This window comes from Nocardia sp. CDC519 (genome assembly GCF_059509835.1).
This window is the reverse complement of sequence record NZ_CM183377.1, coordinates 3,433,625-3,456,412: the sequence shown is the minus strand read 5'-3', so window position 1 is coordinate 3,456,412 and position 22,788 is coordinate 3,433,625. Positions and strand designations below refer to the sequence as shown.

The following is a 22,788-nucleotide window of genomic DNA, read 5'->3' as shown; positions in this document are numbered from 1 at the left end:
CGCCGTGGCCGACCGAAGAGCCGATCCGGCCGGACAGCGGTCACGGCCGACCACACCGCCGGAACGGACAAGCGGTTCGGGGCGCGACAGGAGCTGTCAGCGGCTCGCCGGCCAGTACCTGCGCCAGGCGGCGGCATCGAGCGGAGCGCGGGTGCCGCGGTCGGCTTCGGCGGCGTCCTCGGCGGCGCGGATCGCATCGGCGAAGGCCAGGGTGGCCTTGCGCAGCCGTTCCTCGGCGCTGTCGCGTCCGCCCAGGCGGACCATGCGCAGCGCGGGCGGAATCAGATCCTCCGGCAGCCCCGCCCGGTTACTGCGCTGCAGGACCTTCTCGGCCAGGGCCAGCGCCGGTTGCGCCATCGCGATGCCGTCCAGGCACGATCGGCGCGCCTTCTCCGCGGATTTGCGTTCCTCCCAGGCCTTTTCCTGCGCGGCGATCTTCTCCTCGACGCCGGCGTCCGGCGGGAGCTCGGAGGCGACCAGATGCGGGCTGCGGTTGACCAGCTTGGCGACCAGCGCGGCCGCCACATCATCGACGGTGAACTCCCCCGCCGCCTGCGCGATCCGGGAATGGAACAGCACCTGCAACAGCAGATCGCCGAGTTCCTCCTTGATGGTCTCGGCGTCCTCGTGCTGAATGGCGTCGAGCAGCTCGTAGGTCTCCTCGAGCAGGTACGGGCGCAGCGAATCGTGGGTCTGGGTGGATTCCCAGCCGCCGAAATGCCACAGCCGATCCATCACCTCGACGGCCTCGGCGAGCCCGGCCGCGAGCGTGGCGGTATCGGTCTGCACGCGCAGCGCGTCGGGCATCGGACGTGAATCGGGTGCCGGGCTCATCGGGCGACCGTGGCCTCGGTGGCGACGGTGAGATCGACGGCGCCCTGCGCCTTGCCGTCCAGCGCCAGCAGCAGATCGGCGAGATATTGCAGCAGCGGCACATCGCGCAACCGGTCCGCGCCGACGCTGTCCTGCACCCGCGGCAGCGGAACACCGACCACACCGCTGGCCGCCTTGTAGGTGGCGCTGGGGTAGATCCGCTTGAGCCGCAACTGCTTGGAATCGGGCAGGTTCAGCGGCGAGATCTTCACCGTGGTCCCGGTGACGGCGATCTCGGTGACGCCGTACTCGCGGGCCAGCAGCCGCAGCTTGGCCACCGACACCAGCCTGCCGACCTCCACCGGCAGCGGGCCGTAGCGGTCGACGAGCTCCTCCACCACCGCGGCCAGCGTCGAATCATCGTGTGCGGCAGCCAGTTTGCGGTAGGCCTCCAGACGCAGCCGGTCGCTGGTGATGTAGTCGGGCGGGATGTGCGCGTCCACCGGCAGGTCGATGCGCACCTCCTTGGTTTCCTCGGTGGTGATCGGTTTGCCGTCAGCGGCGGCGCGATAGGCCTCCACCGCCTCGCCCACCAGCCGCACGTACAGGTCGAAGCCGACGCCGGCGACGTGACCGGACTGTTCGGCGCCGAGCACATTGCCCGCGCCACGGATCTCGAGATCCTTCATCGCCACCGCCATGCCCGCGCCGAGATCGGAGTTCTGCGCGATGGTGGCCAACCGGTCGTAGGCGGTTTCGGTGAGCGGCTTCTCCGGCGGATACAGGAAGTAGGCGTACCCGCGCTCGCGACTGCGCCCGACCCGGCCGCGCAGCTGATGCAGCTGCGACAGACCGAGCGCGTCGGCGCGTTCCACGATCAGGGTATTGGCGTTGGAGATGTCGAGCCCGGTCTCGATGATGGTGGTACACACCAGTACATCGAATTCCCGCTGCCAGAAGCCTTGCACGGTGCTCTCGAGGGTGTCCTCGTTCATCTGACCGTGCGCGACCACCACCCGCGCCTCCGGCACCAGCTCCCGGATCCGCTTGGCGGCCTTGTCGATCGAGGACACCCGGTTGTGCACGTAGAACACCTGGCCGTCGCGCAGCAGCTCACGCCGGATGGCGGCGGTGACCTGCTTGTCGCTGTAGGCGCCGACGTAGGTGAGCACCGGATGACGTTCCTCGGGCGGGGTGAGGATGGTCGACATCTCCCGGATGCCCGCCAAACTCATCTCCAGGGTGCGCGGGATCGGCGTCGCGGACATGGTGAGCACGTCGACGTGGGTGCGCAACGCCTTGATGTGTTCCTTGTGCTCGACACCGAAGCGCTGTTCCTCGTCGACGATGACCAGGCCGAGATCCTTCCAGCGCACACCGGTCTGTAACAGCCGGTGCGTGCCGACCACGATGTCGACCTCGCCGGAGGCCATGCCCTCCAGCACCTCGCGGGATTCGGCCGGATCGGTGAAGCGCGACAGGCCCTTGACCGTCACCGGGAAACCGGCGACGCGCTCGGTGAAGGTTTGCAGATGCTGCTGGGCCAGCAGCGTCGTCGGCACCAGCACGACGACCTGTTTGCCGTCCTGCACCGCCTTGAACGCCGCGCGCACCGCGATCTCGGTCTTGCCGTAACCCACGTCGCCGCAGACGACCCGGTCCATCGGGACCGGCTTCTCCATATCCGCCTTCACATCGGTGATGGCGGTCATCTGGTCGACGGTCTCGGTGAACGCGAACGCGTCCTCCATCTCCTGCTGCCACGGCGTGTCCGGGCCGAAGGCGTGGCCGGGCGCGGCCTGGCGGGCGGCGTAGAGCTGCACCAGCTCGCCGGCGATCTCGCGCACCGCCTTGCGGGCCTTGCGTTTGGTGTTGGCCCAGTCGGAGCCGCCGAGCTTGGACAGGCTCGGCATCTCGCCGCCGACATAGCGGGACAGCTGATCCAGCGATTCCATCGGCACGAACAGCCGGTCGCCGGGCTGGCCGCGCTTACCGGGCGCGTACTCGATGACCAGGTATTCGCGCCGCGCGCCGCCGACGGTGCGTTCGATCATCTCGACGAAGCGGCCGATGCCGTGCTGATCGTGCACGACCATATCGCCGGCGTTGAGCGCCAGCGGATCGACCTGATTGCGGCGTTTGGCCGGCAGCCGTTTGCCCTCGGTGGGCGCGGTGACCCGGTTGCCGGTGAGATCGGATTCGGCGACGACCACCAGGCCCGCATCGTCGAAGATGACGCCGTCGTGCAGCGAACCACACAGCACCCCGACCACACCGGTCTCCGGTTCGGCGCCGCTGTCCAGCGCGGCGGCCGGCACGTCGGCGTCGGCGAGCCGTTCGAGCACGCGCTGGGCGGTACCGTGACCGGCCACCACCACGACCGCCCGGCCACCGGTGGTGACGTGCGCGCGCAGCGAGGCGAAGATCGTCGCGACCAGCTCGTCGGAGCCCCGCGCCGTCGGCCCCGCCTGCACCGGGAGCACCACTTCGGCGGGATCGCCCGAGGTCAGCGGGCTCAGCGTCCACCAGGGCAGATCATGTTCGGTGGCGCTGTCGTGGATGTCGGGCAGCGCACGGTAGGCGGAGGCGGCCAGGTCGAGGCCGTGTGCGCCCAGCGGCGCGTCACCGCCGAAGGAGGCGGCGGTCCAGGACGCTTCGAGGAATTCGGCGCCGGTGCGCATCAGGTCGGCGGCGCGGGTGCGGATCTTCTCCGGATCGCACAGCAGCAGATGGGTGCCCTCGGGCAGTTCCTCGGTGAGCAGGCTCAACGCGCCCGGCCGCAGCACCGGAAGCAGCGCCTCCATGCCGTCCACCGGGATGCCCTGGGCCAGCTTCTCCAGCATTTCCACCAGGGCGGCGTCGGCGGAATTGGCCGATGCCACCTCGGCCGCGCGGTCGCGGACCGCCTCGGTGAGCAGCAGCTCCCGGCACGGCGGCGCCACCACGACGTCGATGTTCAGCTCCGGCAGCGAGCGCTGATCGGCGACGGAGAACGGGCGGAGCTCGCTGACCTCGTCGCCCCACATCTCCACGCGCACCGGATGATCGGCGGTCGGCGGGAACACATCGAGAATGCCGCCGCGCACCGCGAATTCACCGCGCTTGCCCACCATGTCGACCCGGGTGTAGGCGAATTCGACCAGGCGGGTGAGCAATTCGTCGAAGTCGATCTCGGTGCCGACGCGCAGCACGATCGGCTCGATATCGCCGAGCCCCGAGGCCATCGGCTGCATCAGCGAACGCACCGTGGTCACCACCACGCGCAGCGGTTCCGGGAATACCGGGTCTTCCGGATGCGCCAGCCTGCGCAACACCGCGAGCCTGCGGCCGACAGTGTCCGCGCCGGGTGAGAGCCGCTCATGCGGCAGCGTCTCCCAGGACGGGAACTGCGCGACCGCATCACCGAGGATCTCGGTCAGCTCGACGGTCAGATCGTCGGCCTCGCGTCCGGTGGCCGTCACCACCACCACCGGCTTGCTCGCCGCCACCGTCCCCGCCACGAACGCCCGCGCCGCCGCCGGTGCGACCAACTCCACCCGCGACGTGCCGACCAGGTCGGATACGGTCCGCAGCGCGATATCGGCGCCGGCCGCGGCGGCCAGGCCCGCCAGAGGTGGACGTGGGGCAGACATGCTCAACTCCTGAAGCGAACGGGCGAATCGACCGGCCCTGCCATTCTGCCGCTCCTTCGTCGCGGCGTGTTCGCGGCCCCCTCATGGCTCGGTTTTCCGGGGGCCGGGCCGCGAACGGGGCTCCTCGAAGTCGCCCCTCCGGCGTCGACAAGACGGGCGCCGGTGACGTGATGACCCCGATGCGCGCTCGGTCATGCGAAACCTCGCCGCGCAACCCGGCACAACGGCCGGTCAGCCCCGATGTCGAGCGAAGCGAGATCGAGCGGCCGCGCGCACCATCACGGCACGTAGCGGCGCAGGCGGCGGGCGGCGAACTCGCGGAAGTAGGAGATCTTCTCCGGCGGCACGATCGCCGGCAGCAGGAAGTACCAGGCGCGTTCCATGCGGGTGGCCATCTGGTCGATGGCTTCGGTGCCGACCGCGACGATATGCACGCCGGTGGTGACGCCCTGCAACAGCAGGCCGATGGTTTCCGGGTCGAGGTCGGGCAGCAGATCGCCCTGGGCGATGGCGCGCTCGGCCAGCAGGCGGTAGGTATCACCCCAGGATTTGGCGATGTTGTCGCCCGCGGCGCCGCGGTAGTCGCCGATCTGGTGGGTGAGCTTGAGCATCGCGCCGACCATGGGGTCGTTCATCGACAGATCGGCCACCACGTAGGTGATGCCGATGCAGGCCTCCAGCGCGGGCACCCGGGGATCGAAGAAGCCCTGGCAGGAACTCACCAGGCGCTCGTTGCCCTGGTCGACGACCGCGCGGGCCAGCTCTTCCTTCGAACCGAAGTGAAAGTACAAGGCGCCCTTGGTCACGTTGGACTGCGCGATGATCTCGCTCAGGCTCGCGTTCGCATAGCCCAAGCGCAGAAAGACATCGGCCGCGCCCGCCAGGACGGAGTCGCGGGTGATCTCCGCGCGCGCTTGCCTAGCCATCAGATCCGCCTGTCATCCCAAAAACCAGCCATCCTGAAGTAGACCGACATCCCGAATTTGACCGACATACCGCCCGAACAGCACCCAAAGGATGGGTGAACCGTACCACCAGCGCGCCGCTCGGCAGACGATTCGAGTATGTGGTGCAAGCTCGTTCGCAATTCACCGGTTAACTATCACGGCCGGTTCTCGGTCCCGGCCGGCCACTCCGAACTGAGTTGCGGATCGGCCTCGAGGTGGCGCAGACCGTTCCAGCACAGGTTGACCAGATGCGCCGCGACGACCTCCTTCGAGGGGGTGCGTTCATCGAGCCACCAGGTCGCCGCGGTGGACACCATGCCGACGAGCGCCTGCGCGTACAGGGTGGCCAAGCTGGTGTCCAGATCGCGGCGCTCGAAGTCGCCGGCGAGGATGTGCGCGACCTGGTTCACGGCCTCGTTGAGCAGGCTCGAATAGCGCCCGTCGCCGGTTTGCGGCAGCTGATCGCGGACCAGGATGCGGAAGCCGTCGGTGCGCTGCTCGATGTAGGTGAGCAGCGCCAGCGCCACCTGTTCGAGCCGGACCCTGGACCGATTCTGGGTCAGCGAAGAGGTGATCATGTCCAGCAGCATGGACATCTCACGGTCCACCACAACGGCGTAGAGACCCTCTTTGCCACCGAAGTGTTCGTAGACCACCGGCTTGGACACCTGCGCGCGCTGGGCGATCTCCTCGATGGAGGTGGCGTCGTAGCCGCGTTCGGCGAACAACGCGCGACCGATCTCGATCAGCTGCTGACGCCGCTGCGTGCCCGTCATCCGGGGGCGGGGCGACTGGCCGCCCCGGCGCGTTTTGTCGCCGGATGCGCTGACGCGCGGATTCTCGCCGGTCGTGGGTGTCTCGTGCATTGGCCTCCCTACCTACGCCGGCGATTGGTATGGGACAACTGTTCCAGACAGCTCGCGCGCGGGCGCAGCCGGGCGCGCGAATCACGCCCACGGTTCGACGGATCCGAGGTCGGCATGCGAGTATCGTTGCCGTGCCGAGGCGCACTGGCGGGCGCGTATGTGTCCCGTCGATGCGACAATCCGCCGTAGTGTAATGGCAGCACCTCTGATTTTGGTTCAGATAGTTCAGGTTCGAGTCCTGGCGGCGGAGCACGCGAGCACAGCGGATCAGCTCGCGGGTACGGTGTCCAGCGCACGGGTGCGGTGCCGGCCGTTGGCACGGTGGCCTGCCACGGACACGGTGCCGGCTCACGGGCAGTGTGAGCACTGCGTGGGCCGAAGGTTTGACCAGCACGATGACAGGCAGCCGAGGGAGATTCATGCCACAGCAGACCGCCGTCGTCGTTCTCGCAGCCGGTGCCGGGACACGAATGCGGTCGAAGACCCCCAAAGTTTTGCATTCGCTGGCCGGCCGCAGCATGCTCGCGCACGCGCTGCATGCGGCGAACGAGATCGACCCCGCGTATCTGATCACGGTGGTCGGGCACGACCGGGAGCAGGTCGGCGCCGCGGCCGCGGCGGTGGCCGCCGAACAGGCCCGCGAGATCATTCCGGCCGTGCAGGAGCAGCAGCTCGGCACCGGCCACGCCGTGCAGTGCGGGCTGACCGCGCTGCCCGCCGACTTCACCGGTGACGTGCTCGTCACCTCCGCCGATGTGCCGCTGCTGGACGGGCACACCCTGGCCGCCCTGCTCGACGAGCACCGCAGCTACGCCGAACGTCCAGCGGTGACGGTGCTGACCTTCGTCCCGGACGACCCGAACGGCTACGGCCGGATCGTGCGCGACGCCGACGGCCAGGTCACCGAGATCGTCGAACATGCCGATGCCACCCCGGAGCAGGCCCAGATCACCGAGGTCAACTCCGGTGTGTACGCCTTCGACGCGACGGTGCTGCGCACCATGCTCGGGCGCCTGTCCACCGCGAACGCCCAGCACGAGCTCTACCTGACCGATGTGCTGCGGCTGGCGCACGAGGCGGGCCATCCCGTACAGGGTGCGCGGCTGGTCGATTCGGCCAAGGTCACCGGCGTCAACGACCGGGTGCAGCTGGCCGCGGCCGCCCGCACGCTCAACCGCTACATCCTGGAACGGCATATGCGGGCCGGCGTGACCGTCATCGATCCGGCCACCACCTGGGTGGACGCTGGGGTGCGGATCGGCCGCGATGTGACCTTGCGGCCGGGTGTGCAGCTGCTCGGCAACACCGTCATCGGCGAGGACGCCGAGGTCGGGCCGGACTCCACACTCACCGATGTGATCGTCGGCGAGGGCGCGAAGGTGGTGCGCACGCACGGCGAGGGCGCGGTGATCGGGCCCGCCGCGACCGTCGGGCCGTTCAGTTTCCTGCGCCCCGGTACCGTCCTCGGCGAGTCCGGCAAACTCGGAGCGTTCGTCGAAACCAAGAACGCCACCGTCGGCGCGCACTCCAAGGTGCCGCATCTGACCTACGTCGGCGACGCCACCATCGGCGAGCACAGCAACATCGGCGCGTCCAGCGTTTTCGTGAACTACGACGGGGTGAACAAACACCACACCACCGTCGGTTCGCATGTGCGCACGGGCAGCGACACGATGTTCGTCGCGCCCATCACCGTGGGTGACGGCGCCTATTCGGCGGCGGGTACTGTACTGCGCAGAAACGTTCCGCCGGGGGCGCTCGCCGTGTCGGGTGGACCACAGCGCAATATTGAGAACTGGGTGCAGCGGTATCGTCCCGGAACCGCTGCGGCGCGCGCGGCGGCAGAAGCCATCGCGGCAAACGAGATGTCGAGTCAGGCAATCGAGCTAAAGGATGGCAAACAGCAGTGACCGCGTCATGGATCGATAATCAGAAGAACCTGATGCTATTCGCCGGACGTTCGCATCCTGAGCTGGCCGAGCAGGTCGCCAAGGAACTCGACGTCCACGTCACACCCCAGACCGCGCGCGACTTCGCCAACGGCGAGATCTTCGTACGCTTCGAGGAGTCGGTCCGTGGTTCGGACGCCTTCGTGCTGCAGAGCTTCCCCGCGCCGCTCAACGAATGGCTGATGGAACAGCTCATCATGATCGACGCGCTCAAGCGTGGTTCGGCCAAGCGGATCACCGCGATCCTGCCGTTCTATCCGTACGCGCGCCAGGACAAGAAGCACCGCGGCCGTGAGCCCATCTCGGCGCGCCTGGTCGCCGACCTGCTCAAGACCGCGGGCGCGGACCGCATCATCACCGTCGACCTGCACACCGATCAGATCCAGGGCTTCTTCGACGGCCCGGTCGACCACATGCACGCGCAGCTGCAGCTGGCCGAGTACGTGCGGTCCAACTACAGCCTCGAGCACATCACCGTGGTCTCGCCGGACTCCGGCCGCGTGCGCGTCGCCGAGAAGTGGGCCGACTCCCTCGGTGGCTCGCCGCTGGCGTTCATCCACAAGACCCGCGACCCGCTGGTGCCCAACCAGGTCAAGTCCAACCGCGTGGTCGGTGAGGTCGAGGGCCGCACCTGCATCCTGATCGACGACATGATCGACACCGGTGGCACCATCGCCGGCGCGGTCAGCGTGCTGAAGGAAGCCGGCGCCGGTGACGTCGTCATCGCCGCGACCCACGGCGTGCTGAGCTCGCCGGCCGCCGAGCGGCTCGCCGCCTGCGGCGCCAAGGAGGTCGTGGTGACCAACACCCTGCCGATCACCGAGGACAAGAAGTTCCCGCAGCTGACCGTGCTGTCGATCGCGCCGCTGCTGGCCCGCACCATCCGCGAGGTGTTCGAGAACGGCTCGGTGACCGGGCTGTTCAACGGCAACGCCTGACCCGGTCAAGGCCCGGAGGCGGTAGCGAAGCGTCACCACGCAGGGCCTCCGGGGCAGGCACATCGAACACCGCCTGACCCGCTCAGTTTGCGACGGGCTCGGACCAATGTGGTCCGGGCCCGTTATTTTTTGTGTTCGGGTTCCCGCGATCGGTGCGCCGATCGGCGCATACTGGCGAACATGGACCGTGACCCGCTCGACGAGGACATGGGCGACGACGAACAGGCCGACGAGATCCGCGCCTACCAGGACGCCGTCGAAGATCCGCCCGCTGACCTGCGGATCCGCAATCGCCCCGGCGACGACGACGGCCGCCTCGGCATCGACGAAGAACTAGACCAGGAGTGGACGCCGCGCCGGCGCGCCGCCGAACTCGCCGACGATGACGACCGGCCCGCCGAACTCGCCGCCATGGAGATCGTGGAAGAACCCGACCAGTAGACCGCTCGACCTGCTCCACAGCCGAACCCGATCGGACGAATGAGGAGAGCGCTATGACCACGCCGCAGCATCCGCAGGACCCAGGCAGCGGGGACCGGCCGCAGGACGGGGAGCCGCGCGCGACGCCACCGGAGCGGGAACCGGACACTCCGGAGCCGTCGAGCGAGTCGGGAGAGGTGACCGGTTCGGCGCCGGGCGAGGGCGCGGGGACCGAGCCGCCCACGTTGCGGAAGCCCACGAGCGGCGAAGCGCGCCCCGGCGAGGAGGTGACCGGTTCGGCGCCGGGCCAGGGCGCGGGGACCGAGCCGCCGAGGCTGGACAAGCCGCCCGGCGGGCACGGCAATCCCCCCGGTGGTGAGGTGCCCGAGCAGGCGTGGCGGGAGCAGCCGCAGGAGAGCGGACCGGGGCAGGCGTGGAGTGCGCAGCCGGGCGGAGTGGGTTCGACATCCTCGCAACAGCCGCCGTCCGGGCAACCGCCGTCGGGCGATCAGGCCTGGGGCACCGGCGCAGGGCAGCCTTATGGTGAGCCGTACCCGCAGGGGCAGCACGGGGGCGGGCAGTGGGGCACAGGCCCCGGCGGGACATCCGGGTATCCCGAAGCCTATCCGCCCGCCTCCGGCAGTCCCGGCGGTGAGGCGGGCGGCGGGTTCCCGTCCTATCCGCAGCAATCCTTCCAGCCCTACGATGCCCAGCCGCAGCGCTCGGGGACGCAGGTGTTCTCCATCATCGGGTTCGTCTGCGCGGGCATCTGCCTGCTGTTCTGCCCGATCCTGTTCGGGCCCGCCGGCATCATCCTCGGCATCATCGGCCACAACAAGGGCGAACCGCTCGGCAAATGGGCCGCCGTCGCCGCGGGTGTGGCGATGGCGATCGGGTTGATCCTCGCCTTCGCGTTCTTCAACGCCGATATCGTGCCCGAACAGAACTAGCGCGGGCCCGCGCTCAGGCGCGGGTCGCCAGCACCAGCGTGAAGCGGCTGTCCGGGTCGGTCCATGCCTTGTCCAGGGTGAATCCGGCCGCGGACAGTTCGGTGTCGAGGCCTTCCAGGCGGAACTTGGCCGAGATCTCGGTGCGCAGCTGCTCGCCGCGCGCGAAGTCCAGGACGAGGTCGAGATCGGCGACCTCGACCCGCATGTTCTCGGTGGCTTCCAGCCGCATCTCGATCCACTCGTTCTCGGCGTCCCAGACGGCGACATGACGGAAGTCGTCGGGAACGAAGTCGGCCGCGAGGCGGGCATTGAGCACGTGCAGCACATTGCGGTTGAACTCGGCGGTCACCCCGGCCGCGTCGTCGTAGGCGGGCACCAGGATCGCCGGGTCGGTCACCAGGCCCGCGCCGAGCAGCAGGTGTTCTCCCGGTTCGAGCACGTCATGGATGTCGGTGAGGAATTCGGCGCGTTCGGCGGGCACCAGATTGCCGATGGTGCCGCCGAGGAAGGCGATCATCCGGCGGCCTCCGCGCGGCAGATTGTGCAGGGTATCGGTGAAATCGCTGACCACCCCGTGCACCGCGAGGCCGGGGAACTCGCGCGCGACCTCGGCGGCGGTCGCGCGCAGCGCTGCGGCCGAGACATCCTGGGGCACGTAGGTTTTCAGCGGCCCCTGCGCGGTGAGCGCCGACAGCAGCAGCCGGGTCTTCACCGCGGAGCCCGCACCGAGCTCGACCAGGACCTCCGCCTGGGCCGCGTGGGCGATCTCGCCGACCACCCGTTCGAGCAGGGCACGTTCGGTGCGGGTCGGGTAGTACTCGGGCAGCTCGGTGATCTGCTCGAACAGTTCACTGCCGCGCGCGTCGTAGAACCATTTGGGCGGCAGCCACTTCGGATCGGCGGTGAGCCCGCGCCGGGCGTCCGTGCGCAGCGCCGCGGTGAGATCGGCGTCGGTGAGATGGACTTCCAGCGTCGGTTCGGTCATGGCGGCATCCTTTGCGTCGGCGGCGAATCCGGTGTCATGCGTTCACCGCTCACGGTCGAGCGACTCGATGGTCAGGCGGCCCGGGGCGGCGAGCACCAAGCTGTGCTCCGGGATCGGCCGCCAGCGGGGGTCGGCGTCATACGGTTCGGAGCAGACGATCGCGTAATCGTCGGTGACCAGGGCCGAGAGCGCGTGCTCCCACGCGGTGGCCCAGATGGTCGAACCGTCGCCGAGCAGGAAGTTCAGCCGGGCGGCCGGTGCGTGGGCGAGCACCGAGGTGAGCAACAGGCGGAGCGCGTCGGCCGGGCTCGTCACCAGATCCGGTGGCGCACCGGGAGTGAGCAGCCCGCGCAGCAGCACCCACAGCGCGGCCGAATCGGTGGCGGATTCGGCATCGAGCAGGTCGGCGGTCTGGAACATCCGGGTGGCGCCGGCGCGAGTCGCGGCACTGTCCAGATCGGCCAGGGCGGCAGTGAGCGCTTTGCGCCAATTCTGAACGACGCCGTTGTGGCTGAAGGCCCAGCCGTCATCGGTGAACGGCGCGCAGGCAGCCCGCTCGACCGGCATCCCCACCGTCGCCGAGCGCACGGCCGCGACTACCGCGGCGGATTCGATCTGCGGTAGTACCTCCTCCACCGCCGGGTCGGTCCAGATCGGCGCCGCATTGCGGTAGCGGCTGACCAGGGCGCGGCCGGAATCGTCGGCGCGGCGCCACCAGGCGACACCGAATCCGTCGGCGTTGATCGTGCCGCCGCCGCGCATATCCCGAGGCGCCCAGGCCTGTGTGCGCAGGGCGTGCACACCACGCGTGAGCAGGTCGCCGACCGGCGCGGGCGGGCCGACATATGCCAGGTGTCTACACATGGCGGCCGATCACGCTGCCTCCCCCGGCTTCAGGTCGCGGGCCAGCCGGAAACCGGCGAAGATCTGGCGCCGGATCGGATGATCCCAATTGCGGAAGGTGCCGCGACAGGCCACCGGATCGGTGCCGAACGAACCACCACGCAGGACGCGGTAATCGCCGCCGAAGAAGACCTCCGAGTACTCGCGATACGGGAAGGCGCGGAAGCCCGGATAGGGGTCGAAACCGGAGGCCGTCCACTCCCAGACATCGCCGATGAGCTGATGGATGCCGGCCGGCGACGCACCCGCCGGGTACGCGCCGACATCGGCCGGTTCCAGATGGCGCTGGCCGAGATTGGCGTGCGCCACGTCCGGTTCGGCCTCGCCCCACGGGTAGCGGCGGGACCGGCCGGTGTCCGGGTCGTAGCGGGCGGCCTTCTCCCATTCGGTTTCGGTGGGCAGGCGCTTACCCGCCCAGCGGGCGTAGGCCTCGGCTTCGAACCAGCAGACGTGCACCACCGGCTGATGCGGCCGCAACGGCGTCAGCACGCCGAATACCCGCCGCCACCACTGGCCGCCGGAATCGCGCTCCCAGAACTGCGGCGCCACCAGGCCTGCCTCGAGCCGATGATCCCAGCCACGCTTGGACCACAGCTCCGGACGGTCGTAGCCGCCGTCGGCGATGAAGGTCAGGTACTGCTCGTTGGTGACCGGCGCGGCATCGATGGCGAAGCCCGGCACATACGCCAGATGGGCGGGCCGCTCATTGTCGAGCGCCCAGGGGTCGGTGGAGGTGCCCATGGTGAACTGCCCCGCGGGGATGATCACCTCACCGCTCACCGCGGCGATGCCGGTGGGCGCCGACGGCGCGGACAGCACCGGCGGACCTGCCCGCAATTGATGGGTGGCCAGCATGGTTTCGTCGTGCTGCTGTTCGTGCTGGGCGATCATGCCGAAGGCGAACCCGCCCTCGACCAGCGGCGCACCGCGCAGGGTGCTGTGATCGAGCACATCCCATACCTTGTCGCGGACCGTGCCGACGTACTCGCGGGCCTGGCCCGGGTTCAGCAACGGCAGCGACGGACGGTTCGCGCGCGCGTGTTTGAACGCGTCGTAGAGCTCATCGATGTCGGCGCGCACCGGCTCGCGCCCGCCGACATCACGCACCAGCCACAGCTCTTCCTGATTGCCGATATGGGCCAGATCCCACACCAGCGGGCTCATCAGCCGCGAATGCTGGGCGACGAGTTCGGCCTCGTCGAGGCAGTCGGTGAGCGCGGCGGTGCGGGACCTGGCGCGGGTCAGGGTGTCGGCGATGCGGGAACGAAGTCGTTCGGTCTCGGATGTGTCATCGGCGGGCAGGTGGATGGTCACGATGGAACTCCGGGTACTGGTGGGTCGATGAAAATCAGCGCGCGAGGCTCGCGCGACAGCGGTCGAAGCCGCCGGTCTCGGGTGATCGCCCCGCTCATGAGGCGCTCCCGGCCGCGAGCCGGCCCGGCTGCCTGGCACTGCGGCAGCGCCGGGCAGCGTCCTGGATCGACGCGGCCGCGTCCGGGGTCGCGGCATGGGTGGCCGCGGCGTCGAGCAGTTCGGCGGCGACGGCCCGGATCTCGGAATCGGCCAGTCCGCAACGGGCGGCGTCGAGCCAGCGGCCTGCCGTCCGGGCCCCGATCGCGGTGGCCTCGGCGACCGCGGCGGGGGTGGACATCACCGCGTCGATGACGTCGATCTGGACGGTCCAGCTCGCCTCCGGCTGCGCGTCCAGGTAGCGAACCTCGAGGTGCCCCGAGGGCCGCACGGGCGGGAACATGGTGGTCAGGTGGTAGTCGAGATCGCCGCGGTCGGGGCGGCGGCCGATCTCGTCGTCCAACGCGCCGGACAGCCAGTCGGCGAACGTGGCGCCGGGCGGGGCGGCCCATGAGCATTCGGCTGAACCGTCGCGACCGGCGGGCCCGGTCCGCGGCTCTCGGGACCGCACGCACAGCAGCGGCGCGTCCAGCGCCCAGCGGGCGTAGCCGCCGATCGGGTCGGCCCAGTCCTCGACCGGTGGGCGGGTGCGGGAGTGGTCCAGCCGGAGCCAGGTACGCATCCGCTGCGAGGCCCACTCCCCCGCGGGCGCGCCGCGTAGCTCAGGGGAACAGGCGAAGGCCGCCAGCAGTGCGGGGCCGATGGTGTACAGCGCGGTCCAGCGGGCGGCGACCTCGGCGTGATCGGCACCCGCGTCGACGCTGACCTGCGTGGCCGCGGTGTTGCACATCATGAGTTTGCCGAAGGGACCGAGACCGGCGAGGTATCGCTCCATGGCCTGATAGCGGGGCAGTCGCAGCACCCGGCGGGCGCGACGATCGGCGTCGGCGGCCGCGGAAACCATGCCGACACACTGGGTTTCGAGGAGTTCGCGCAGCGTCTCGGTGTCGGCACGCAGCTGCTCGGTGAGCTGGGCGGCGGTGGCGTACGGTGCGCTGGAGAGTTCGATCTGACCACCGGGTTCGATGGTGACCCGGCTGCCGCCCGGTAGCGCCAGCGCGGGCGAATCGGGGGCGATGGACCGTGGTGCGTACGGTCCGAGGGCATCCGCGACGACGTCGAGTGGCGGACGCGGGGCGGCCGTCTGGCCTGACGCCGGACACTCACCGTGGGTGGTGAGCCATTCGAGTTCGGCGCCGATCAAACCGGGTGGCCCGAGTTTGAAACAGACGCCGCCGATGTAGGCCTCCGCCGCCGCGCGCGAGGACAGCTCCCCGTCGGCGGCTATCTGCCCCGCCTGCCTGCGCTCGAGGGTGACCGCCATGCTCGACCTCCAGGTGGTTCCGGTGCGCGGTGGATATGCGGCGCGTGGATCGTCGGGATATTCGGTGCTGCGATATGGCGTGCGGTACGGCGTGTGGGTGTTCCGGCGGCGTCGTCGGTGGATTCCAGGGTAGCGAGGGACACCGACAAGTACCGGGCAAGCGTTCGGCGGATCGAGCGGATATCGTCGTCGGCATGCTGAACGAGCAGCGGATACGCGAGGACACCCCCGGTGTCGGACACGGTCTGGTCTTCCTCGACAGCGCGGGATCGTCGCTGCCGCCGCGGGTGGTCACCGACACCGTCATCGCCCATCTGCGCCGTGAGGCCGAGGTCGGCGGCTATCGCGCGGCCAATGAGCGCCTCGACGATCTGGCCGCGGTCAAACAGTCGATCGCCAGGCTCATCAATGCCACGCCCGCGAGCATCGCGCTCAGCGACAGCGCGACCCGGTCCTGGGCGGACTTCTTCTACTCGGTGCCGCTGCGGCCCGGCGACCGCGTCCTCATCTCCGGTTCCGACTACGCCAGCAATGCCATCGCAGCCCTGCAGCGGGCGCGCGCGAGCGGCGCGACGGTCGAGCACATCCCCAGCGACGGCACCGGCCAGCTCGATCTGGATGCCTTCGCCACCCTGATCGACGACCGGGTGAAGCTGGTGTCGCTGCTGCACGCACCCACCAACGGCGGCCTGGTCAATCCGGCCGCCGAGGCCACAAGGATCGCGCACGAGGCCGGTGCGCTGGTCGTGCTCGACGCCTGCCAGTCGGCCGGGCAGATCCCGCTCGACGTCGCCGAGCTCGGCGTCGACGCGCTGTCGGCCACCGGTCGCAAATGGCTGCGCGGCCCACGCGGCACCGGATTCCTGTACGTGCGTCCAGAATTGGCGGCGGCCATGGAGCCGGCCCGCCTGGACCTGCACAGCGCGGAATGGACCGCACCCGAGGACTACCGACTGGCCCCGGACGCGAGCCGGTTCGAATTCTGGGAACACGACGTCGCCGCCAGGCTCGGCCTCGGCGCCGCCGTCGACTACCTGCTCGGGCTGGGTCCCGACGAGGTCTACGCCGCGATCGCCGCCCGCGCGGAGTACCTGCGCAAGGGCCTGGCCGAGATCGCCGGCGTCACCGTGCGCGATCTCGGCATCCGGCACAGCGGCATCGTGTCGTTCACCGTCGACACGGTGGCCCCGATCGAGGTGCGGGATCGGCTGGCCGCCCAGGACATCACCGTCACCGTCAGCCACCGCAGCTCCACTCTGCTGGATATGTCCGGACGTGCCCTCGACGCCGTGGTCCGCGCCTCGCCGCACTGTTTCGTCGCCTTCGACGAGTTGGACCGGTTCCTGGCCGCGGTAGCGGAACTCTGACGGGCCCGCGGCGATGTCGCAGCGCGAACTGATCGTCCTCGGCACCGCCAGCCAGGTGCCGACGAAACAGCGCAACCACAACGGCTACCTGCTGCGCTGGGGTGCCGAGGGGATCTTGTTCGATCCGGGCGAGGGCACCCAGCGGCAGATGATCCACGCCGGGGTGTCGGTCACCGATCTGACCAGGATCGCGGTCACCCACTTCCACGGCGACCACTGTCTCGGACTGGCCGGCGTGGTGCAGCGGATCAATCTGGACCAGGTGCCGCACCCGATCGACGCCTACTACCCGGCTTCCGGCGAGCACTACTTCGAGCGGCTGTGCGATGCCAGCGTCTACTACCGCACCGTGGAGCTGACCAGACATCCGATCACCGAACCGGGCCCGCTGGACGCGCCGGGTGCGCCGTTCCATCTCACCGCGGCCCGCCTCTCGCATCCGGTGGAGGCCTTCGGCTACCGGATCACCGAACCGGACGGCCACCGCATTCGGCCGGAGCGGCTGGCGGCGATCGGCCTGCACGGCCCCGCGGTGGGCCGGTTGCAGCGCGACGGCCGGATCGACTGGCACGGCCGCACCGTCACCCTCGACGAGGTGAGCACCCGCCGTCCCGGACAGAGTTTCGCGTTCATCATGGACACCCGTATGTGCCCGGCCGTACCCGAACTCGCTGCCGGGGTGGACATGCTGGTCATCGAGGCGACGTTCCTGGACGCCGACGCGCACCTGGCCGAGGAGCACGGCCACCTCACCGCGGGCCAGGCCGCGAGGGTCGCGGCCGAGGCAGGCGTGCGCACCCTGGTGCTGACCCATTTCTCCCAGCGCTACCGCACCCTTGACGAACACTTCGCCGAGGCGGCAAGGGAATTCAGCGGCCCCATCGTCGTCGCCGCCGACCTCACCCGGATCCCGCTGCCGCCACGCCGCTGAGATCACCGATCGCGGAACGGGCGGATACCGGCACGACGCCAACGGAATTCGCGTGTCGGGTCCGGCGCGCCGGTGTCGGCGGCGTGTTCGGTCCGCGCCACGCCGAGGCCGCGCGCGCCCGGCTCACGGCGGCCCGGGCTACTATCCCTGAGCCGGTCGGCGGTCATGCCGCGCGAACGGCGTAGGCGGTGCGGCGGGGTTCGGGCACGCGGGTCAGGGGCGGCCATTCGGACACCTGCGGACGCATCCGCCATTTCAGGCGTGAATGTGGCGCTGACCAGCGCGCACACGGAGGGGGTTAACGCGGGGCTCGAACAGCGGGATAGTTGAGGCAGGTCGGTCGGCGGCCCGTGTGGCCGGTGAGGAGCGGGTGCGTTGAGCAGGTTCACCGAGGAGATGTACGCGACGGCGCGCGAGACCACGCGCGGGCTGGTGACCGGGGAACCGGATGCACCACTGCGGCAGACGTGGGGCGAAATCCATCGGATCGCGCGGCGCATGGCGGGCGGTCTGGCCGCGGCGGGCATCGGGCACGGCGACGCGGTCGGGGTGCTGGCCGGGATGCCGGTCGATATCGCGCCCGCCTGTCAGGGCGTGTGGATGCGCGGCGGCTCGATCACCATGCTGCATCAGCCGACCCCGCGCACCGATCTCGCGGTGTGGGCGCGCGATACCGAAACCGTGCTCGGCATGATCGAGGCGCGGGCGGTGATCCTCGGCGCGCCGTTCGAGGCGGCCGAGCCGCTGCTGCGCGAACGCGGCATCACCGTGGTGCTGGTCGAGCAGTTGCGCGAGGGCCAGGATACCGATCCGCTGCCCACCGATGAGGCCGATATCGCGCTGCAACAACTGACTTCGGGTTCCACCGGCTCGCCCAAGGCCGTGCGGATCACCCACGAGAACTTCTTCGTCAACGCGCACGCCATGTTCAACCGGGTGAAGTTCCAGCTCGACAACGATGTGATGGTCAGCTGGCTGCCGCTGTTCCACGATATGGGCATGGTCGGATTCCTCAGCGTCCCGATGCAATTCGGCGCCGAGGTGGTGTGCGTGACGCCGATGGACTTCCTGCAGCGGCCGATCCTGTGGGCCGAGCTGATCGACAAGTATCGCGGCACCGTCACCGCGGCACCGAATTTCGCCTACTCACTGCTGGCTCGCCGGCTCGATCAGGCCGAGGGCTCGAACCTGGACCTGAGCTGCGTGCGCTATATGTGGAACGGGGCCGAGCCGGTCGATCCGGACACCATGGAGAAACTCGCCGCCGCCGGGCAGCGTTTCGGGCTCAACCCGATGGCGCTCACCCCGGTCTACGGCATGGCCGAGACCACCCTCGCGGTCTCCATCCCCGATCCCGGGCACGGCCAGGTGCTCGACCTGGTCGACGCCGATCTGCTCGAAGCCCTCGGCAAAGCGGTCCCGGTGCACGATCAGCACTCGCATCACGGCAATATCCGCCGACTGCCGACCCTCGGCTACCTGGTCGACGATCTGGAGGGCCGCATCGTCGACGACGAACGTCAGCCATTGCCCACCCGTTCGGTGGGCGTGATCGAATTGCGTGGTCCCGCCGTCACTTCCGGCTATGTGACCGTCGAAGGCTTCCGGTCGGCACAGGATGCCGACGGCTGGCTCGACACCGGCGATATCGGCTATTTCACCGAACAAGGGCTGATCGTGGTGTGCGGCCGGATCAAGGACGTCATCATCATGGCCGGCCGCAATATCTTCCCCACCGATATCGAACGGGCGGCGATGCGGGTCAAGGGCGTGCGTCCGGGCAATGCGGTCGCGGTGCGATTGGACGCCGGGCAGAAGCGGGAGAGCTTCGCGGTGGTGGTGGAAAGCAACGACCACCAGAACCCGGACGAGGTCAAGCGGATCGAACGCGAGATCGTGCACGCGGTGTTCTCCGAGGTGGGCGTGCGCCCGCGCACCGTCGCGGTGCTCGGCCCCGGCGCCCTGCCGAAGACGTCATCGGGCAAGCTGCGCCGGGCCGCCACCGCGGTGCATCTGCACTAGTGCAGCTGGTTCTGCGCGGTTTCCAGGCCCACCCGCAGCAATAACTCCACAGCATCGGCGGCCTGCTCGACGAGCACCGGCACGTCCTTGCGTTCGGGCGCGGAGAACGGCTTGAGCACAAAGTCCGCTGGATCCTGCCTGCCGGGCGGGCGGCCGATGCCGATGCGGGTGCGCAGATAGTCCTTGGTGGTCAGCGCCTGCGACACCGAGCGCAGGCCGTTGTGCCCGCCTTCGCCGCCGCCGCGCTTGAGCCTGATCGCGCCGAAGGGCAGATCGAGTTCGTCGTGCACGACGATCACCTCGGTCGCGGGCACCGAGAAGAACCGGGCCAGCGCGGCGACCGGGCGGCCGGACAGGTTCATGAACGAGCGCGGCTTGGCGATCAGCACCTGACGGCCGTCCAAGCGCGCGGTCAGCAGATCGGCACCGGACTTCTTGTGCACACTGAAACGGCCGCCGACGCGCTCGGCGAGCACGTCGGCGACCAGAAAGCCCACATTGTGCCTGGTGCGCTCGTATTCGGGCCCGGGGTTACCGAGCCCGACGACGAGCGCGGGCGTGGAGTCGGTCATCGAGACAACCGATGCGCGAGTCTTATTCGGCGCTCTCGCCCTCGGCCTCGGCTTCGCCCTCACCCTCGGTCTCGGCAGCGGCGGCCGGCGCGGCGATGACGTTGACGATCAGGGTCTCGGGATCCACGGCCAGGTCGACGCCTTCGGGCAGCTGCAGGTCGGAGGCGTTGATCTGGGTGCCTGCCTCGACATCCTCGACCGAGACCTCGATGGTCTCGGGGATGTTCAGCGCGTCGGCCTCGATGGAGACGGTGGTGGCGTCCTGGGTGACCAGGGTGCCGGGGGCGGCGTCACCGACGATGGTGATGGTGACGTCGGCGGTGACCTTCTCGCCCTTCTTGACGACGAGCAGGTCGGCGTGCTCGATGTAGCGACGGATCGGGTGCACGACGACCGACTTGGTCAGCGCCAGCTGCTTCTTGCCGTCGATGACGAGGTTGAGCACCGCGTTGGTGCCGTGCTCACGCAGGATCGCCGCGAACGCCTGGGCGTTGAGCGCCAGGTGCTGGGGATCGGTCTGGTGGCCGTACAGGACGGCGGGAACGTTGCCGTCACGACGGGTGCGGCGGGCCGCGCCCTTGCCGAACTCGGTGCGGACTGCGGCTTCGAGAAGGTTGGCGTCGGACATGACCTGATCTACTCCTACGGCTCTTCCGGGCTGGTCAACGGTGGCGCCAGGGAACGTGGGAGCCCTGGCTCGGTTGGTCTACTCGTCGGGCGAAGACAACAACGAGGACGGCCGGAAGCCGAGCCGCGTCGATCACGGTGTCGCAAAAAGTCTGCGGTCACCCTCGCCGAGACAACCTGAACACCATAGCGCAACCCGGGCGGAGTACCAGAATCGGGTGGTCACCGGGCAGCGACGGACGGTCGTGCCACCGATGTCGAGCGAGACACCACCGAACCTTGCGAGTGCGCGGCCCGCCTCGCGTTCGCGCTGTCGCCGCGCAGGCCGAGTGGCAGCGCAAACGCGGGACATACAGGGGCCGTGAACACGCGCGACCGCAGGCAGCGCAAAATAGGCACTGTCCGGTTGCCACATTCTCGCACTCCCCCGAAAGGTTGTCGCTGTTGACCGCCTCCACTGACGGCGCTGTCTCGTCCGGTTCACGCGGGCTGCCCGCCGAGGTGTCGAGGCGGCGGACCTTCGCCGTCATCTCCCATCCGGACGCCGGTAAGTCCACGCTCACCGAGGCGCTGGCACTGCACGCCAAGATGATCTCCGAGGCGGGCGCCATCCACGGCAAGGCTGGGCGCAAGTCCACCGTGTCGGACTGGATGGAGATGGAGAAAGCGCGCGGCATCTCGGTCAGTTCGACCGCGTTGCAGTTCAACTATCGCGCCGCCGGCTCCGACATCGACAATGTGATCAACCTGGTCGATACCCCCGGCCACTCGGATTTCTCCGAGGACACCTACCGCGTGCTGACCGCCGTGGACGCGGCCGTCATGCTGATCGACGCCGCCAAGGGTCTGGAGCCGCAGACACTGAAGCTGTTCCAGGTCTGCCGCCACCGCGGTATCCCGGTGATCACCGTGATCAACAAGTGGGACCGGCCCGGCCGGGCCCCGCTCGAGCTGCTCGACGAGATCGACGAGCGGATCGGCCTGACCCCGACACCACTGTTCCTTCCGGTCGGCATCGCGGGCGATTTCCGCGGCCTGCTGCGGCGCGGCCCTGGCGGCGAGGCGGTCGAGTACATCCACTTCACCCGCACCGCGGGCGGCGCGACCATCGCGCCGGAGGAATCGCTGACCCCGGAGCAGGCGCAGGCCCGCGAGGGTGAGGCATGGGAGACCGCGGCCGAGGAGAGCGAACTGCTCTCGGCCACCGGTCAGGACCACGATCAGGAACTGTTCCTGGCCGGGCAGACCTCACCGGTCATCTACGCCTCGGCGATGCTGAACTTCGGTGTGCGTCAGCTGCTGGAGACGCTGGTGGCGCTGGCCCCGGCGCCGGCCGGCCGCCGCGACGTCGATGGTGGCGTCCGCGAGACGACCGATCCGTTCAGCGCGGTGGTGTTCAAGGTGCAGGCGGGCATGGATACCGCGCACCGGGACCGGCTGGCGTTCATGCGGATCGTGTCGGGCGAGTTCGAGCGCGGCATGGTGGTGACGCACGCGCAGACCGGGCGCCCGTTCGCGACGAAGTACGCGCTCACCGTGTTCGGCCGGGAACGCGCCACCGTCGACACCGCCTACCCCGGCGATGTGGTCGGCCTGGTGAACGCGACCGCGCTGGCGCCGGGGCACACCCTGTTCGTGGACAAGAAGGTGGAGTTCCCGCCGATCCCCTCCTTCGCGCCGGAACATTTCGCGGTGCTGCGGGCCCAGAGCGCCGGCAAGTACAAACAGTTCCGCAAGGCCATCGACCAGCTCGACTCCGAAGGCGTCGTGCAGGTGCTGCGCAACGATGCGCGCGGCGACGCCTCCCCCGTGCTCGCGGCGGTCGGCCCGATGCAGTTCGAGGTGGTCACCGCCCGGATGCAGGCCGAATACAACGTCGAAACGCAGATGGACCATCTGCCCTACACGCTGGCCCGGCGCACCGACGCCGGCTCCGCCGAGGAACTCGGCCGCCAGCGCGGGGTCGAGGTGTTCACCCGCAGCGATGGCGTGCTGCTCGCATTGTTCAGCGATAAATGGCGATTGCAGTACATCGAGAAGGAGCATCCGGGCCTGACCCTGGAACCGCTCGTCGCCACCGCCGACTGAACCCGGGTGGTCCGGCCCTGGCCGGGCGGTACAGCCGCGAACCG

The 22,788-nt window shown here is 69.3% G+C and carries 18 protein-coding genes and 1 tRNA gene; 9 read left to right on the top strand and 10 right to left on the bottom strand.

Annotated features, from left to right (window positions below; genetic code table 11):
• Positions 1 to 96: 96 nt before the first annotated feature.
• The 4 genes from AC5W7N_RS15140 to AC5W7N_RS15125 all read right to left on the bottom strand — a co-directional run bounded on the left by AC5W7N_RS15140 (position 97) and on the right by AC5W7N_RS15125 (position 6,168).
• Positions 97 to 834 carry a nucleoside triphosphate pyrophosphohydrolase gene (locus AC5W7N_RS15140; protein ID WP_416381949.1) on the bottom strand — a complete coding sequence of 246 codons (738 nt, stop codon included), beginning with the start codon at positions 832 to 834 and terminating at the stop codon, positions 97 to 99.
• Positions 831 to 4,445 (bottom strand): transcription-repair coupling factor, encoded by a 3,615-nt coding sequence (mfd, locus tag AC5W7N_RS15135; protein WP_163811396.1) that lies wholly within the window; start codon positions 4,443 to 4,445, stop codon positions 831 to 833. Before mfd ends, AC5W7N_RS15140 begins: the two co-directional genes overlap by 4 nt.
• 278 nt (positions 4,446 to 4,723) lie before the next feature.
• On the bottom strand, positions 4,724 to 5,371 hold the full coding sequence (locus tag AC5W7N_RS15130) for a TetR family transcriptional regulator (protein WP_195020019.1): 648 nt from the start codon (positions 5,369 to 5,371) through the stop codon (positions 4,724 to 4,726).
• Positions 5,372 to 5,547: 176 nt separating this feature from the next.
• On the bottom strand, positions 5,548 to 6,168 hold the full coding sequence (locus tag AC5W7N_RS15125; protein ID WP_163811517.1) for a TetR/AcrR family transcriptional regulator: 621 nt from the start codon (positions 6,166 to 6,168) through the stop codon (positions 5,548 to 5,550).
• Positions 6,169 to 6,437: 269 nt separating this feature from the next.
• On the opposite strand from AC5W7N_RS15125, the gene AC5W7N_RS15120 reads away from it, so the two are divergent.
• The 5 genes from AC5W7N_RS15120 to AC5W7N_RS15100 all read left to right on the top strand — a co-directional run bounded on the left by AC5W7N_RS15120 (position 6,438) and on the right by AC5W7N_RS15100 (position 10,515).
• A tRNA-Gln gene (locus AC5W7N_RS15120) sits at positions 6,438 to 6,508 on the top strand.
• 169 nt (positions 6,509 to 6,677) lie between these two features.
• Positions 6,678 to 8,168: a bifunctional UDP-N-acetylglucosamine diphosphorylase/glucosamine-1-phosphate N-acetyltransferase GlmU gene (gene glmU / locus AC5W7N_RS15115; protein WP_163811394.1), complete on the top strand. Its 1,491-nt coding sequence runs from the start codon at positions 6,678 to 6,680 to the stop codon at positions 8,166 to 8,168.
• Between the two features lie 32 nt (positions 8,169 to 8,200).
• Complete coding sequence (locus tag AC5W7N_RS15110) at positions 8,201 to 9,145, top strand: ribose-phosphate diphosphokinase (protein WP_178127614.1); 945 nt, start codon at positions 8,201 to 8,203, stop codon at positions 9,143 to 9,145.
• Positions 9,146 to 9,325: 180 nt separating this feature from the next.
• Positions 9,326 to 9,586, top strand: a complete 261-nt coding sequence (locus tag AC5W7N_RS15105) for a hypothetical protein (RefSeq protein ID WP_163811392.1) — start codon at positions 9,326 to 9,328, stop codon at positions 9,584 to 9,586.
• A 53-nt stretch (positions 9,587 to 9,639) separates the two neighbouring features.
• A complete protein-coding gene (locus tag AC5W7N_RS15100; RefSeq protein ID WP_194989327.1) occupies positions 9,640 to 10,515 on the top strand; it encodes a hypothetical protein in 876 nt (291 codons plus the stop codon).
• Between the two features lie 13 nt (positions 10,516 to 10,528).
• On the opposite strand, the gene egtD is transcribed toward AC5W7N_RS15100, so the two are convergent.
• The 4 genes from egtD to egtA all read right to left on the bottom strand — a co-directional run bounded on the left by egtD (position 10,529) and on the right by egtA (position 15,137).
• Positions 10,529 to 11,500, bottom strand: a complete 972-nt coding sequence (gene egtD / locus AC5W7N_RS15095; RefSeq protein ID WP_194989328.1) for an L-histidine N(alpha)-methyltransferase — start codon at positions 11,498 to 11,500, stop codon at positions 10,529 to 10,531.
• Between the two features lie 42 nt (positions 11,501 to 11,542).
• Positions 11,543 to 12,364: an ergothioneine biosynthesis protein EgtC gene (egtC, locus tag AC5W7N_RS15090; RefSeq protein ID WP_163811386.1), complete on the bottom strand. Its 822-nt coding sequence runs from the start codon at positions 12,362 to 12,364 to the stop codon at positions 11,543 to 11,545.
• Between the two features lie 9 nt (positions 12,365 to 12,373).
• Entirely contained in the window at positions 12,374 to 13,711 is a 1,338-nt protein-coding gene (gene egtB / locus AC5W7N_RS15085) for an ergothioneine biosynthesis protein EgtB (protein ID WP_416381950.1), read from the bottom strand.
• Between the two features lie 100 nt (positions 13,712 to 13,811).
• The gene (egtA, locus tag AC5W7N_RS15080) at positions 13,812 to 15,137 is read right to left on the bottom strand and encodes an ergothioneine biosynthesis glutamate--cysteine ligase EgtA (RefSeq protein ID WP_194989329.1); all 1,326 of its coding nucleotides are present in this window, start codon (positions 15,135 to 15,137) and stop codon (positions 13,812 to 13,814) included.
• Between the two features lie 194 nt (positions 15,138 to 15,331).
• Here egtA and AC5W7N_RS15075 point away from each other — a divergent pair, with 194 nt between their 5' ends.
• From AC5W7N_RS15075 to AC5W7N_RS15065, 3 genes are all read left to right on the top strand, one after another.
• A complete protein-coding gene (locus AC5W7N_RS15075) occupies positions 15,332 to 16,504 on the top strand; it encodes an aminotransferase class V-fold PLP-dependent enzyme (RefSeq protein WP_195006793.1) in 1,173 nt (390 codons plus the stop codon).
• Positions 16,505 to 16,517: 13 nt separating this feature from the next.
• Positions 16,518 to 17,435: a ribonuclease Z gene (locus AC5W7N_RS15070; protein WP_194992833.1), complete on the top strand. Its 918-nt coding sequence runs from the start codon at positions 16,518 to 16,520 to the stop codon at positions 17,433 to 17,435.
• Between the two features lie 375 nt (positions 17,436 to 17,810).
• Positions 17,811 to 19,457, top strand: coding sequence for a fatty acyl-AMP ligase (locus AC5W7N_RS15065; RefSeq protein WP_195006794.1), 1,647 nt, complete (start codon positions 17,811 to 17,813; stop codon positions 19,455 to 19,457).
• Here AC5W7N_RS15065 and pth read toward each other — a convergent pair.
• Together pth and AC5W7N_RS15055 are read right to left on the bottom strand one after the other, a co-directional pair.
• Entirely contained in the window at positions 19,454 to 20,029 is a 576-nt protein-coding gene (gene pth, locus AC5W7N_RS15060; RefSeq protein ID WP_194991329.1) for an aminoacyl-tRNA hydrolase, read from the bottom strand. The genes AC5W7N_RS15065 and pth overlap by 4 nt on opposite strands.
• A 22-nt stretch (positions 20,030 to 20,051) precedes the next feature.
• Positions 20,052 to 20,657, bottom strand: coding sequence for a 50S ribosomal protein L25/general stress protein Ctc (locus tag AC5W7N_RS15055; RefSeq protein ID WP_194991328.1), 606 nt, complete (start codon positions 20,655 to 20,657; stop codon positions 20,052 to 20,054).
• Between the two features lie 443 nt (positions 20,658 to 21,100).
• On the opposite strand from AC5W7N_RS15055, the gene AC5W7N_RS15050 reads away from it, so the two are divergent.
• On the top strand, positions 21,101 to 22,744 hold the full coding sequence (locus AC5W7N_RS15050; protein ID WP_163811371.1) for a peptide chain release factor 3: 1,644 nt from the start codon (positions 21,101 to 21,103) through the stop codon (positions 22,742 to 22,744).
• Positions 22,745 to 22,788 lie beyond the last annotated feature (44 nt).

Bases quoted from the DNA above. Each gene is read 5' to 3' on its own strand.
- AC5W7N_RS15140 (WP_416381949.1), bottom strand. From the start codon at position 834: ATGAGCCCGGCACCCGATTCACGTCCGATGCCCGACGCGCTGCGCGTG.
- mfd (WP_163811396.1), bottom strand. From the start codon at position 4,445: ATGTCTGCCCCACGTCCACCTCTGGCGGGCCTGGCCGCCGCGGCCGGC.
- AC5W7N_RS15130 (WP_195020019.1), bottom strand. From the start codon at position 5,371: ATGGCTAGGCAAGCGCGCGCGGAGATCACCCGCGACTCCGTCCTGGCG.
- AC5W7N_RS15125 (WP_163811517.1), bottom strand. From the start codon at position 6,168: ATGACGGGCACGCAGCGGCGTCAGCAGCTGATCGAGATCGGTCGCGCG.
- glmU (WP_163811394.1), top strand. From the start codon at position 6,678: ATGCCACAGCAGACCGCCGTCGTCGTTCTCGCAGCCGGTGCCGGGACA.
- AC5W7N_RS15110 (WP_178127614.1), top strand. From the start codon at position 8,201: ATGCTATTCGCCGGACGTTCGCATCCTGAGCTGGCCGAGCAGGTCGCC.
- AC5W7N_RS15105 (WP_163811392.1), top strand. From the start codon at position 9,326: ATGGACCGTGACCCGCTCGACGAGGACATGGGCGACGACGAACAGGCC.
- AC5W7N_RS15100 (WP_194989327.1), top strand. From the start codon at position 9,640: ATGACCACGCCGCAGCATCCGCAGGACCCAGGCAGCGGGGACCGGCCG.
- egtD (WP_194989328.1), bottom strand. From the start codon at position 11,500: ATGACCGAACCGACGCTGGAAGTCCATCTCACCGACGCCGATCTCACC.
- egtC (WP_163811386.1), bottom strand. From the start codon at position 12,364: ATGTGTAGACACCTGGCATATGTCGGCCCGCCCGCGCCGGTCGGCGAC.
- egtA (WP_194989329.1), bottom strand. From the start codon at position 15,137: ATGGCGGTCACCCTCGAGCGCAGGCAGGCGGGGCAGATAGCCGCCGAC.
- AC5W7N_RS15075 (WP_195006793.1), top strand. From the start codon at position 15,332: ATGCTGAACGAGCAGCGGATACGCGAGGACACCCCCGGTGTCGGACAC.
- AC5W7N_RS15070 (WP_194992833.1), top strand. From the start codon at position 16,518: ATGTCGCAGCGCGAACTGATCGTCCTCGGCACCGCCAGCCAGGTGCCG.
- pth (WP_194991329.1), bottom strand. From the start codon at position 20,029: ATGACCGACTCCACGCCCGCGCTCGTCGTCGGGCTCGGTAACCCCGGG.
- AC5W7N_RS15055 (WP_194991328.1), bottom strand. From the start codon at position 20,657: ATGTCCGACGCCAACCTTCTCGAAGCCGCAGTCCGCACCGAGTTCGGC.